Origin of the sequence: Sinomonas atrocyanea (assembly GCF_001577305.1) — a bacterium.
GTDB classification, from domain to species: domain Bacteria; phylum Actinomycetota; class Actinomycetes; order Actinomycetales; family Micrococcaceae; genus Sinomonas; species Sinomonas atrocyanea.
In genome coordinates, this window is sequence record NZ_CP014518.1 from 3,911,588 (window position 1) to 3,924,255 (window position 12,668).

Consider the following 12,668-nt stretch of genomic DNA (forward strand, 5'->3'; position numbering starts at 1 on the left):
TCACCGTTCCGGGTACGCATCTCGTCGCCCTTCGGCCGTCTCGGGCACGCCGAGGTTCGTACCCGGAAGCGGGTGGCGGGGGACACCCGGGTGGGCGCACGACGCCGGGCGCGCACCCGCCGTCGTCCGCGCGCGGGGCGCTCGGCTACTCCCCTGCCCCGCGCTCGAGGTCCTCGAAGTCCTTCAGCCACAGCTCGCGGGCCGCGGTGTCCCGCGCGCGCCGGGCCTGGGTGAGCGCTCGCAGCTCGTCGAACGCGGAGGAAGGCGCGGAGGCCGCCCCGCGCCGGCGCCTGCCCACGCCCAGCATGAGCAGCGCCCGCTCGGTGGCGGCGGAGTTCTTGACCGCGAACGCGGTGCGGCGGCGCCGGAGGGCCTCGCGGACGGCGGCGAGGGCGTCGGCGCGGCGTCCGAGCTCGCGCAGGGCCCGGGCGCGCAGCACGAGGAGGGCCGCGGCGAGGTCGCTCGCGTTGGCCAGGCCCTCGGTCCAGGCCACGACGTCGTGCGGGCGGCCCAGCACCTCGGCGAGGTGGCACGAGGCGAGGGCGGTGGGCATCGAGGGCGGCAGCGGGGCGAGGACGGCGAGCGCCTCGTCCGGGCGGCCGACCTCCCGGAGGCTGTGGGCGAGGGCGAGGCACACGGCCTCCTCGCTGAAGAGGACCTCGACTTCAACCCCGTCCGAGACCTCGATCCAGTGCCGCACCGCGCCGAGGTACTGGATGGCGAACGCGGCAGCGGCGGGCTCGCTCGTGCCCGCGAGCCCGCGGGCGAGGAGCTCGGCGGCCTGGGAGTGATGGTGGGACCGGTACGCCTGGAGGCCGGCCATGACATAGCAGAGCCCGGACCAGCTGGGGTAGGCGCGGGCGATCACCACGAGCCGCTCCGGCTCCGCGTGGGCGAACACGGCCGCGTGGACCTGCTTCTCCACCTTGGACGCGAACGGCCTCAGCCGCGGCGCCCGGGTCCTGCCGGTGACCCGCTGGGCCAGGCGACGCCCGATGCCGCGCACGGGGGCGTAGACCTGCGCGCCGCGGAAGGGCGTGAGGTCGCGCGTGTCGTGGAACGAGGGGCGGCCGCCCAGTTCGCGGGAAGGCATGCCCCCCATGCTAGCGAGACCGGCACCCGCACCCCCAGCCCAGTTCCGGGTACGCATCTCGTCGCCCTTTTGGCGTTCCGGGTACACCTGCTGGCCCCCGGCCCCGAGGGAAGCCCGGGGGGGGCCGACGACGCCGGCGCCGCGCGGCGTCGTGCGCGGAAGGTCGCCGCAGGTGCGGCGCCGTGCAGAAGCGGGGTGTACCCGAAAGCCCGAAAAGGCGACGAGATGCGTACCCGAAACGGGGGAAACCGGGGGGGAAAGGGGGGAAACGGGCGGCAACGGAGAGAGGCCCGGGAGGGTCAGCGGGCCGCGAAGTGCACCCAGGCCCCGATGACCCAGACCGTCGCGGCCACGGCCGCGAACGCGAACTCGGCGAGGCGCCCCAGCCCCAGAGCCTTCAGCGCAGCCCACGAGGACGCCCCAGCCGCCCGGAGATCGCGCGTCCTCACCCATTCGCTCCCGAGCAGCCCCACCGCGAATCCCACGAACAGCCCGATGACCGGCACCGTGAACATGCCGATGACGGCGACAACGGTGGCCGCGAGGATGGAGCCGTTGGGCACCTGGCGGGCAGCGAGCCTGCGCCCGGTGAGGACATAGGAGGCACCCATCCCGGCGGTGAACAGCACCGTGCCGATGGCGAACACCGCCCATCCGCCGGCCCCGGCCCCGCCGAAGAGCGCCCACTCGAGCAGGGCGAGAATCCCGAGGACGCTCCCCGGGAGTATCGGAAGGATCGTGCCGAGCACCGACACGGCGAGGGCGAGGCCGCACAGGAGGGCCGCGAGGAGGCTGGTATCCACGCGGCCATCCTGCCACGGCTGGCGTGGGGGGATGTCGGGAGGGCGGCGCCTACTCCCCCGGGACGACGGCGGCGGCGACCGCTGCGGTGACGGCGGGGGCCACGCGGGGGTCGAGGGGGCTGGGGACGATGTAGTCGGCGGAGAGCCCGTCGAGGGCGAGCCCGGCGATCGCGCGGGCGGCGGCGAGCTTCATCGCCGGCGTGATCCGCCGCGCCCCCGCATCGAGGGCACCGCGGAAGATCCCCGGGAAGGCCAGGACGTTGTTGATCTGGTTCGGGAAGTCGCTGCGGCCGGTGGCCACCACGGCAGCGTGGCGGGCGGCGACGTCCGGGGCGACCTCGGGGTCCGGGTTGGACAGGGCGAACACGATCGCGCCCTCGGCCATCCCGGCCAGGTCCTCCTCCGGCACGGTCGAGGAGGAGACGCCGATGAAGACGTCCGCCCCCGCGAGGGCCTCGGCGGTCCCGCCCTCGACCCGGCGCGGGTTGGTCCGGGCCGCGTACTCGGCCTTGAGCCCGGACAGGCCGGGCCGGCCGGCGTGGATGGCGCCCTTGGAGTCGAGCAGGACCACATCGGTCAGGCCCGAGGCGAGCAGGATCTCGGCGATCGCGATCCCGGCCGCCCCGGCGCCGGCGATCACGGCCCGCATCGAGGACAGCTCCTTGCCCACCACCGTCGCGGCATTCGTCAGCGCCGCCAGGACCACCACGGCAGTGCCGTGCTGGTCATCGTGCATCACCGGCATGTCCAGGGCCTCGATCAGCCGGGCCTCGAGCTCGAAGCAGCGCGGCGCCGCCACGTCCTCGAGGTTCACCGCCCCGAACGAGGGCGCGATCCGCACCAGCGTCTGGACGATCTCGTCCACGTCCGTCGTGTCCAGCACGATCGGGATCGAGTCCAGGCCGCCGAAGGTCTTGAACAGCGCGCTCTTGCCCTCCATCACCGGCAGCGATGCGGACGGCCCGATGTCCCCGAGCCCGAGCACCGCCGTCCCGTCGGAGACGACGGCCACGAGCCGCGAGGCCCAGGTGTGGGTCCGGGCCAGGGCCGGGTCCGCCGCGATCGCGCGGCTCACCTGCGCGACCCCGGGCGTGTACGCGATCGAGAGGTCCCGCTTCGTCGCGAGCGGACGCTCCACCGCGACGGAGAGCTTCCCGCCCTCGTGCGCGGCGAAGATCTCCTCGGCGCTGATCGGCTCGGCAAGCGACTCGGAAGAAGGGGCAAAGGTATCAGTGGGAGCAGTCACGGCAGTGTCTCCTGGGTCAGGTGCCGCCGCGCTCGCGGCTCGGGCCGCGGGTAGTCAAGGGCGCACGACGGCGTGGCGGGCCTCGCGCGGGAGGACGGCCGACCGCTTTGTCGGCACAGCTCTCCAGCGCGCGGCCTTGAGGGGGATCCGGGGTGATTGCCGGGTTCGGCACTTCCGGGAGCCGGCTCATGCGCGGGGATGACCGTGCGAGCACCGGCCTCGGGAAAGAGGTAGGGACATCATAGGTCGATGGAGGCGTCCTTCCGCAAGGCGGAAGCGGACGGCGTCGGCCACCCGGGCGCTGCTGGGCCGCTGGCGTATAGTTGGACAGTCCCCCGGTCCCCTCTCTGTCCGCGTGCCGAACGGCCCCCCAGCGTCCGGAAAGAGGTTGCTTCGCAGTGCTCGAATTGCCCCACGATCTGGTGACCCCTGCTCCACCTCCGGCGACCCCGCGCATGGCGGCCCGGTACGAGCAGCTCCTGGATACGGCGGCGCAGTTCGCGACGCGCGAGTATCCCGACGTGGACGTCACCGAGGTGGCCCACGAGGCCGGGGTCTCCTCGAGCACCGCATACCGGTACTTCCCCTCGTCCGCGCACCTGCTCCTGGGCCTGCACCGTCGCCAGCTCCTGGAACTGAGGAACCGGGTCGAGGACCGGGTGGCCGCGTCGCGGACCGATGCGCAGCGGGCCAGCGCCCTGGCCGGCGCCGCGGTGGAGCTGTTCGCGATGCGGCTGGCCCAGCCGGCCGTCAATTCGTGCCTCGACGAGCTCGTGGTGCCGGCGGACCATGAGCTCTCCGCGCTCATCGGCGAGGTGGACGAGCTGTCCTGGTCGGTCCTGGGGCGCCTGGCCGGCGATGCGGAGCGGGGGCGCAGCATCGTGCTCGTCGTCTCGGGGCTCGTCTCCGCGGTGCGGACGGGCCGGCTCATGCCCTATGAGGCGGAGCAGCAGCTCAAGGCGGCGTGCGAGATCGTCGCACGACGGCGGGTGGCCCGCGCCCGCTGAGGCCCCGCCTGCCGCCTGCGGTGCGGCGTCAGGCGACGCTGCGGATGCGGGTGACGAACACCGCCCCGAGCAGGCCGATCACGGCCGCGGCGATGTAGAGCGAGACGTACCCGCCGAGGAACGCGACGAACGGGTAGGCGATCGCCGGGGCGATGACCTGCGGCAGCGAGTTGGCGACGTTGATGACCCCGAGGTCCTTGCCGCGGTCCTCGGCGCGCGGGAGGACCTGCGTGACGAGCGCGAAGTCGACGGCCTGGTAGGCCCCGTACCCGATGCCGAGCACGCTCGCGCCCGCGATGGCCCCGGCCCAGGTCGGGAACAGCCCGATCGTCAGCGACGCCGCGGCGATGACGCACGAGGAGAGGATCACGAGCGGCTTCCGCCGGCCCATGCGGTCGCTGAGCCGGCCCCCGACCACGCTCGTCACGATGACGAGCACCGCGTAGATGCCGGTGAGGATGAGCACGCCGGTGGCCGGGGCGATCCCGGTGGTCTGCTCGATCCGCACCTCGTCCGTCAGGAAGTAGACGAGGTAGAGCAGGATCATGTGGTTCCCCACGTTCACGAGCAGCTTGGTGAACCACGCCCACGCGAAGTCCGGGTGCCGCCGGGGACTGATCCAGAACGAGCCGAGGAACGCCGGGAGGGAGAATCGGCGGAACGCGCCGCGCGGGAGGGCAGCGTCCCCGGCGGAGACGAGGTACACCACGGTCCCGAGGACGAGCACCGCCGCGCACACCACGTAGCCGAGCGAGAAGCTGCCGGCGACGACGGCCGCCACCACCGCGCCGAGCAGGATGCCCACCGTGATGCCCATGGAGGCGAGGCCGCCGACGGTGCCGCGCTGGGTCACCGGCACCTTGTCCGGGATGGCGGCGGTGATCGCAGCGTAGGCGGCATTGCAGCCGGCCTGCACGAGGCACCACAGGGCCGTCATGACGGCCACGTCCGGCGCGCCCGCGAGCGCCACGAGCCCGATCGCCCCGCCCACGGCGCCGAAGAGCACCCAGGGGCGCCGCCGGCCGAACCGGCCCGGGGTCCTGTCGGAGAGGGCGCCGGCCAGCGGGTTGCCGATCATGGACACGGCCGCGCCCGCGCCGGTGACCAGCGCGAAGATGGCCTCCTTCCGGCCCGGATCGAAGGCCGCAGCCTGCTGCGCCAGGAGCACCTGGAGCGGGCCGAAGAACGCGACGTTGATCCCCACGTTGACCAGGACCACGCCCAGGATCCAGGGGAACCGCACCGGGGTGGTGGGCTCGGCGGGGACGGCCGTGCCGGGCTGGGCGGCGGCGGGGCGGTGGGGCACGGCCACGGGGACCTCCGGCTGGGCTGGACTGGTGTCCTCAGGGTACGGCAGAACGGTGCCGTCGGACCCTGCATGACGCCGCGCCCGCGCGCGGGAGCGTACCGGATCAGCGGGTATCGTCGCCTGCGTGGAGAACGTGGAGTACGCAGAGAACGCGGCGGCCGCTGGAACAGCGCCGGACGCCGGAACAGTGCCGGACGAGGCGATGGCCGCCCAGGTCTACCAGCAGATCATCAACTCGATCGTGTCCGGCCAGCTCGAGCCGGGCCAGCGACTGCGCGAGCGCGAGCTCTCCGAGCAGTACGGGGTCTCCCGCATCCCGGTGCGCGAGGCCATCCACCGGCTCGAGCAGGACGGCTTCCTGGTCACAGCCCCGCGCCGCGGGGCGGTGGTGCGGAAGCTGACGCTCAAGGACGTGGACGAGCTGTTCGACCTGCGGGTGCTGCTCGAGTCCTTCGCCGCTGCCCGCGCGGCGGAGCGCGTCGCCGAGGGCCGCGCGGATGCCTCGGTCCTCAGGGACACGCTGGCCGCCGCGCAGGCGGCCCTCGCCGCCGGCGATGCCGAGCTCGCCTCGGACCTCAACGCCTCGTTCCACGACCAGATCATCGCGCTCACGGACAACGCGCTCCTCGAGCGGTCCATCAGGCCGCTGCGCGGGCTGAACCGCTGGGTCTTCGGCCTCTCGGTCAACCGGCCCCTCGAGGTCAGCGCCCGCGAGCACGAGGGCCTCGCCGACGCCATCATCACCGGCCAGCCCCACCTCGCCCAGGCGCTGTCCGAGGCCCATGTCGAGGCGGGGCGCCGGCCGGTCCAGGAGGGGCTGGCGGAGCAGCTGGGCGAGCAGGTCCGGTAGCGCCGCCGCGCGGGGCAGTCCCGGTAGGCTCGTTCCATGGCCGCGAGTCCCTGGACCACCCATGCACGGCGCTACCGCGAGATCGCGGACGTGCTGGCCCGTCACGGGCTGAGCCAGGTGCTCGCCCGGGCCGGATTCGGCCGGCTGGTCCCGCGCGGCCGCGGCGGCGCGGCGATGCCCGGCAGCCCCGTCGGCGGCCCGGTGCACGTGCGCCTGGCCCTCGAGGAGCTCGGCCCCACGTTCATGAAGCTCGGCCAGATCCTCTCCACCCGGCCCGACCTGATTCCCGAGGCCTACCAGGCGGAGCTCGCGAAGCTGCAGGACGCGGCGCCGCCGGTCCCCGCGGAGGCGATCCGCGCCGTCGTCCGCGAGGAGCTCGGCGGGGACGCCTTCGCGGCGTTCTCGGCGTTCGACGACGCCCCGCTCGCGAGCGCGTCGATCGGGCAGGTCCACGGCGCGCGGCTCGCGGACGGGACGAAGGTGGTGGTCAAGGTCCGCAAGCCGGGCGCGGTCGAGCGGATCCGGGAGGACCTCGAGATCCTCCACAACGTCGCGGTCAGGGCGAGCCGGGCGTGGCCGGTGCTGGACGAGTACAACGTGGTGGGGCTCGTGGGCGAGTTCTCCCGCACGCTCACCAAGGAGCTGGACTACCTCGAGGAGGGCCGCAACGCCGAGCGGTTCGCGGCGAACTTCGCCGGGGACGAGCGCTTCCGCTTCCCGCGGGTCTTCTGGCAGACGACGACGTCCCGCGTGCTGACCCTCGAGTTCATGGAGGGCCTCAAGATCAACGACGTCAAGGCTCTCGACGCCGCGGGGCTGGACCGGCGGGCCCTCGCGGACCATTCGGCGGCGGCCCTCGCGCAGATGATTTTCGAGGATGGCTTCTTCCACGCGGACCCGCACCCGGGGAACATGTTCGTGGAACCGGACGGGCGGATCTCGATCATCGACTTCGGGATGGTCGGAGAGATCGACGACAAGCTGCGCGACGACCTCGGCCGCCTCCTCATCGCGCTCGCCCGCAAGGACGCCCGGCGGCTCGCGCGGGCGCTCGAGGCGATGTCGCTGACCGGCCCCGTGACCGACCGCGCCCGCCTCGCGGCGGACGTCGCCGAGTTCATCCAGCTGTACGACGGCGTGGACCTCGCCGACGTGAACATCGCCCGGCTGGCCCAGAAGCTCCTCGGGGTGGTGCGGCGCCACCGCCTGCTCATGCCGGCCGAGGCGGCGATCGTCATCAAGATGATGGTCATGGCCGAGGGCCTGGGCCGGGTCCTGGACCCGGGGTTCCGCCTCTCCCGCGTCCTCGAGCCGCACGTGCGCCGCCTGCTGATCGAGCAGTACTCGCCCGCCGCGCTCCTGCGGGGCCTGCGCGCCGCGGGCCTGACGGCCCTCGACCTCGCCTCGGACGTCCCGGACCTCGTGGACAGCCTGAACCGGGTCCTGGACTCGGGGGGCTTCGAGGTGCACCTGCGGGCCTCGGAGCTCGAGCCCCTCGTGGCCCGCGCGGAGCGGATCGGGAACAAGGTGCTCGCCGGCGTGATCGCGGCGGCGTTCATCCGCGGGGTGGGCGAGGTCGTCGCCTCCGACAAGCGCTGGCGCGGGTGGCGCGAGCCGCTCGTGCGGACGGGTCTCGCGGGGCTCGGCGGCCTCACCGGCTACCTCGCCGTGACCACGTTCGGACGCCGTCGACGGCGGTAGGCCGCGCGCGCGGCCGGCCGGGCGGGGGCCCTGGCGGGGGCCGCGCACAATACCCCTCCGGGGTATGATGGGCGGGACGGGGCGGATGCATCGAAGGAGGCGGGGCATGGAGCGACGCTGGGGCGTCCGCGGTCCGCTGCACGCCGGCCTCTTCGGCCTCGTGGCCGCGGTCCTGGTGATCGTGGGCCTGCTCGGGATGCATGCGCTCGCCTCCGGTGGCTCGTCCCCGCACGCGGCCCACACCTCGGCGTCGGCCGCCATGCCATGCGCCGCGACGGCATGCGCCGGGCCGGTGCCCTGCGCCGACGGGGCCCATGCCGCCATGTGCACGCCGCTGCCGCCCGAGGACGGCCCGGCCCTCGCACTTCCGACCGCGTCTGGCGCCGCCCTCGGCCTCCCCGCGGCAGCGGAACGCGCCGAGGCGCACCGCGCCCCGCCGCCGACACCGCCCTCCCTCCACGAGCTCTCGATCCTTCGCATCTAGGCAGCGGCAGCCAGGCAGCAGCCGCTCGGCCCGGTCCCGGGCCTGGGCTGCGCCCTGTGCGCCGGCCCGACGCCCCCGTCTGCCCGGGGCGCGGCCGGCCTCCGCCCCCTCCACTGCCGCCGGCACCCGTCTGCCCGCGGCGCGCCACCACAGCAAAGGACCTTCCATGAGCGCGACGCTCTCCCCTCTCACTCCCGACCCCCAGCCGGTTCCCAGCCGCTTCAGCGCGGCCATGACGCGCCGCCGGCTCCTGGGCCTCTCCCTCGCAGGCGCCTCGGCCGCACTCCTTGCGGCGTGCGGCGCCCCCTCGGGCAGCGGAAGCACCCGGGTCCTGCCCACCGACGCCGCGGTCCAGGCCGCCGAACAGTCACGCGCCGCGACCGGGCGCACCGTGAGGGCCTCGCTCTCGGCGGCACCCCTCACGGCCACGCTCGACGGCAAGCGCGTCCCCACTTGGGGCTACAACGGCGCGGTCAACGGCCCCCTGCTCCGCGGCACGGTCGGCGACCGCCTCGAGGTCGCCCTCCACAACGCGCTGCCCCAGGAGACCACCGTCCACTGGCACGGCCTCGCGATCGAGAACAGCCAGGACGGAGTGCAGGGCGTGACCCAGAAGGCCGTGGCCGCGGGGGCCGACTACTCCTACGGCTTCCGCCTGGCGCATCCGGGAACGTACTGGTACCACTCCCACGTGGAGCTCCAGCGCGACCGCGGGCTCTACGGGCCGCTCATCGTGGACGACCCGGAAGAGGCCAAGGACTACGACCACGAGTGGGTCATCCTCCTGGATGACTGGCTCGACAGCGTCACGGGGACCCCGGACGATGTCCTCGCCGAGCTCTCACGGGGCATGGGCGGCATGCAGGGCATGGACATGGGCGCAGCACCCAGCGCCGGCACGGACACGGGCATGGGCATGGGCTCCGGAGGCAGCTACATGTCCATGGGCTCCACGAGCGACTTCCTCGGCGGCGACGCCGGCGACGTGAAGTACCCCCTGCACCTCTTCAATGGGCGCACCCCCTCGGATCCGGACACGATCACGGCCAGGCCGGGCGAGCGGGTCCGGCTGCGAATCATCAACGCCGGCGCCGACACCGCGTACCGGGTCGGAGCCCCCGGAGCGAAGCTCACGCTGACCCACACGGACGGGTTCCCGGTCGAACGGAAGGAGGTCGACGCCGTCGTCCTCGGGATGGGAGAGCGGATCGACGCCCTCCTGACCGTCCCGGCCGGCTGGACGCCGCTCATGGCCCGCCCGGAGGGCAAGATGGGCCTGGCGCTGGGCCTGATCAGCACCGGGACCGGCAAGCGGCCCCTCCCCGCCGCGCTGCCCTCGACGCTGGGCGGAACCGTGGTCGACGGCGGCCAGCTCACCTCCGCGGCGGCCGTCCGGCTTGCGGAGAAGCCCCCCGCGGTGAGGCACACGGTCAGGCTCACCGGGTCGATGATGGCCTACGACTGGGGCATCAACGGGCGCCGCTTCTCGATGGACGATCCGTACGCGGGGGCGCTCGAGGTGCGTCAGGGCCAGCGGGTCCAGATCGACTTCGTGAACACCACCATGATGTGGCACCCGATGCACCTGCACGGCCACACCTTCCAGGTGGGTGCCACGGGTGCGCGGAAGGACACGGTCATCGTCCGCCCCGGGCAGACGGTCTCCGTGGTCTTCGACGCCGACAACCCGGGCCAGTGGCTCTACCACTGCCACAACGCCTACCACGCGGACCGGGGCATGATGGGCGTGCTCAGCTACATCAGGTGACGGTGAGCTCGGCGAACATCCCGGCGAGGTAGTGGCCGGGGAGGTTGCAGAGGAGCTCGTAGTGGCCCGCGGGGAGGGTGAGGGTGACCCAGGAGGCGGCCCCTGGGGCGATGCCCTCGCCCGTCCCCGCGGCGCAGGATGCCGAGGCCTCCCCGAGGCTCCCCGTCTCGTCGACGGTCCCGTCGGCTCCCACCGCCCGGGCGCCGAGGGTCTGGCCCTGGGGCAGGGGCACGACCAGCAGCTCGTGCGGGACGCTGCCCAGATTGGTCGCGACGAGGGACACCTGCCCGTGGGGAACGGAGGCCCTGTCCACGGAGAGCCGCATGCCCCGCCGCATCGCGGACCGCCCCATCATGCCGGCGCCCATGTCCGCCTCGGTGACCCTCACGGTGGTTCCCGGGAGGCTGGGGGCGCTGCACGCTGGCGCCGCTCCCGTCACGGCGGCGGGCGGTCCCAGCAGGGCCAGGGCGAGCAGGGACGCGGCGGTCATCAGGAGCGCCGCGAGCGCGGCGATGAGGACGGTGGGCAGGCCCCGCCTCGTCACGGCCTGCGCCTGAGGGCGTCGAGGCGGGCCCTGTACTCCGTCTCGTCGATCTCGCCGCGGGCGAACCGCTGGGCCAAGATCCGCTCAGGGTCGTCGTGGGGCGCCCCGGGCGGGTAGTGGCCCGCCCCGCCGCGGGAACCGCGGACAAGGAGGACGACGACGGCCGCCACGCCTCCCCAGAACAGGAGCATGACGATGCCCATCACCACCCAGGCCCAGACGCCCCCGCCGCCGTACCAGCCGTACATCATCGCGTCCTCCTTCGACACCACCGAGCATGGTCCCTGCCGGCCCGGCGGCGACAGGGCCCTCGGGCCCGAAGCCGAGGACGCGCGGGCCTACCCGGCGCCCTGCGCGGTCACGGCGATGGTGACGTCCTCGAGATTGGGCAGGGCGTGCCCGAGCCGGTGCGCCCCGGCGGCCCGCAGCTCATCCGTCTGGGCGGCCGTGGTGAGCGGGTCGACCCGGACCGTGGCGGAGCCGTGGAGACGGTGGCCGATCCAGCGCAGCTGGACCCGTTCGACCGCCAGCACCCCGGGGGTATGGGCCAGGGCGTGCTCGGCCCGATCGACGAGGTCGGGCTCGATGCCGTCGAGCAGCCGGCGGCCGAGGCTGCGGACCGTCCCCCACAGGAGCACGAAGATCGCGACGCTGATCAGCAGGCCCACGATCGGGTCGGCCAGCGGGAAGCCGAGCATGACGCCGACCGCGCCGGCGACGACGGCGAGGGAGGTGAATCCGTCGGTGCGTGCGTGGACGCCGTCGGCCACGAGGGCCGCCGAGCCGATCCTCCGCCCCACGCGGATGCGGTAGACGGCTACGGCCTCGTTGCCGGCGAAGCCGATCACCCCTGCCGCGGCGACCCACCAGAGGTTCTGCAGCGGCTGGGGATGGAAGAGCCTGTCGATCGACTGCCACGCTGCCACGACCGCGGAGAGGGCCACGACCGCGATGATGAACAGGCCGGAGAGGTCCTCGGCCTTCCCGAGCCCGTAGGTGTAGCGGCGGGTGGCGGGGCGGCGGGCCAGGAGGAACGCGACCCAGAGCGGGACGGCCGTGAGCGCGTCGGAGAAGTTGTGCACGGTGTCGGCCAGGAGCGCCACCGAGCCGCTGACCAGGACCACGAGGAACTGCAGGACGGTGGTGCCCAGCAGGACGAAGAGGCTGATCTTCAGGGCCCGGACGCCCTCCGCGCTCGCCTCGAGGGCGTCGTCGATCGAGTCCGAGGAATCGTGGGTGTGCGGGACGAAGAACTCCTTGAGCGTTCCGAGGAAGCCGTGGTGGTGATCGTGCCCGTGGTCATGCGCGTGGCCGTGCGCGTGGTCGTGGCCATGCGCGTGGTCGTGGTCATGGCCGTGGCCGTGGCCATGCGCGTGGTCGTGGTCATGGCTGTGGTCGTGGTCGTGGTGCTGGTCCGCTTCCGTGGAGTGCGGGGCGTGCTCGGCGCTCATGCGCTCTCCTTCTCCTTCTGGCCGGCGTCGGCCTGCACGTGGTGGTGGCGCGGGACTCCTCCGAGGGAGTGCTCCGCCTGGAAGATCGCATCGGAGACCATCTGCGAGGCGTGCTCGTTGGCCAGCCGGTAGAAGGCCCTCGTCCCCTCCTGGCGGGCGGTGACGATCCGGGCCAGGCGGAGCTTGGCCAGGTGCTGCGACACGCCCGCCGGCGCCTTGCCCACCGATTCCGCGAGCTCGTTCACGGACAGCTCTCCCTGGGCGCGCAGCGCAAGGATGATCCGCACCCGGGTCGCGTCGGCGAGCATCGAGAAGACCTCTACCGCAAGGTCCACGTACTGGGAGTCGGGGTCGAGTCCGCAGATCTTCTTATCTGCATTCATACGCAGATAATGGCAGCTGGAGTGGCCCT

Annotated in this window: 13 protein-coding genes; 5 read left to right on the plus strand and 8 right to left on the minus strand. The window is 73.5% G+C overall.

All coding sequences use genetic code 11. The features are described from left to right. Positions 1-145: 145 nt before the first annotated feature. The 3 genes from SA2016_RS17945 to SA2016_RS17955 all read right to left on the minus strand — a co-directional run bounded on the left by SA2016_RS17945 (position 146) and on the right by SA2016_RS17955 (position 3,088). A complete protein-coding gene (locus SA2016_RS17945) occupies positions 146-1,093 on the minus strand; it encodes a hypothetical protein (RefSeq protein ID WP_066500778.1) in 948 nt (315 codons plus the stop codon). 299 nt (positions 1,094-1,392) lie between these two features. Then, positions 1,393-1,896, minus strand: a complete 504-nt coding sequence (locus SA2016_RS17950) for a DUF456 domain-containing protein (protein WP_066500785.1) — start codon at positions 1,894-1,896, stop codon at positions 1,393-1,395. Between the two features lie 49 nt (positions 1,897-1,945). Then, the gene (locus SA2016_RS17955) at positions 1,946-3,088 is read right to left on the minus strand and encodes an NAD(P)-dependent malic enzyme (protein ID WP_371326667.1); all 1,143 of its coding nucleotides are present in this window, start codon (positions 3,086-3,088) and stop codon (positions 1,946-1,948) included. Between the two features lie 452 nt (positions 3,089-3,540). On the opposite strand from SA2016_RS17955, the gene SA2016_RS17960 reads away from it, so the two are divergent. After that, on the plus strand, positions 3,541-4,149 hold the full coding sequence (locus SA2016_RS17960) for a TetR/AcrR family transcriptional regulator (protein WP_141305663.1): 609 nt from the start codon (positions 3,541-3,543) through the stop codon (positions 4,147-4,149). Positions 4,150-4,177: 28 nt separating this feature from the next. Here SA2016_RS17960 and SA2016_RS17965 read toward each other — a convergent pair whose 3' ends face one another. Continuing rightward, on the minus strand, positions 4,178-5,461 hold the full coding sequence (locus tag SA2016_RS17965; RefSeq protein ID WP_229710984.1) for an MFS transporter: 1,284 nt from the start codon (positions 5,459-5,461) through the stop codon (positions 4,178-4,180). A gap of 121 nt (positions 5,462-5,582) precedes the next feature. Between SA2016_RS17965 and SA2016_RS17970 the strand changes: the two genes are divergently transcribed. From SA2016_RS17970 to SA2016_RS17985, 4 genes are all read left to right on the plus strand, one after another. Further along, positions 5,583-6,308, plus strand: a complete 726-nt coding sequence (locus SA2016_RS17970) for a GntR family transcriptional regulator (RefSeq protein WP_141305664.1) — start codon at positions 5,583-5,585, stop codon at positions 6,306-6,308. A gap of 36 nt (positions 6,309-6,344) precedes the next feature. Beyond that, complete coding sequence (locus tag SA2016_RS17975) at positions 6,345-8,009, plus strand: ABC1 kinase family protein (protein ID WP_066500794.1); 1,665 nt, start codon at positions 6,345-6,347, stop codon at positions 8,007-8,009. A 106-nt stretch (positions 8,010-8,115) separates the two neighbouring features. Further along, positions 8,116-8,493: a DUF6153 family protein gene (locus SA2016_RS21575; RefSeq protein ID WP_066500800.1), complete on the plus strand. Its 378-nt coding sequence runs from the start codon at positions 8,116-8,118 to the stop codon at positions 8,491-8,493. A gap of 166 nt (positions 8,494-8,659) precedes the next feature. Continuing rightward, entirely contained in the window at positions 8,660-10,261 is a 1,602-nt protein-coding gene (locus SA2016_RS17985; protein WP_084249625.1) for a multicopper oxidase family protein, read from the plus strand. On the opposite strand, the gene SA2016_RS17990 is transcribed toward SA2016_RS17985, so the two are convergent. The 4 genes from SA2016_RS17990 to SA2016_RS18005 all read right to left on the minus strand — a co-directional run bounded on the left by SA2016_RS17990 (position 10,254) and on the right by SA2016_RS18005 (position 12,639). Then, positions 10,254-10,805 carry a sulfocyanin-like copper-binding protein gene (locus SA2016_RS17990; protein WP_229711017.1) on the minus strand — a complete coding sequence of 184 codons (552 nt, stop codon included), beginning with the start codon at positions 10,803-10,805 and terminating at the stop codon, positions 10,254-10,256. The genes SA2016_RS17985 and SA2016_RS17990 overlap by 8 nt on opposite strands. Continuing rightward, positions 10,802-11,074, minus strand: coding sequence for an SHOCT domain-containing protein (locus tag SA2016_RS17995; protein ID WP_229711018.1), 273 nt, complete (start codon positions 11,072-11,074; stop codon positions 10,802-10,804). Before SA2016_RS17995 ends, SA2016_RS17990 begins: the two co-directional genes overlap by 4 nt. Before the next feature lie 69 nt (positions 11,075-11,143). Then, complete coding sequence (locus SA2016_RS18000; RefSeq protein ID WP_084249626.1) at positions 11,144-12,256, minus strand: cation diffusion facilitator family transporter; 1,113 nt, start codon at positions 12,254-12,256, stop codon at positions 11,144-11,146. Beyond that, positions 12,253-12,639: an ArsR/SmtB family transcription factor gene (locus SA2016_RS18005; RefSeq protein WP_066500806.1), complete on the minus strand. Its 387-nt coding sequence runs from the start codon at positions 12,637-12,639 to the stop codon at positions 12,253-12,255. Before SA2016_RS18005 ends, SA2016_RS18000 begins: the two co-directional genes overlap by 4 nt. Positions 12,640-12,668 lie beyond the last annotated feature (29 nt).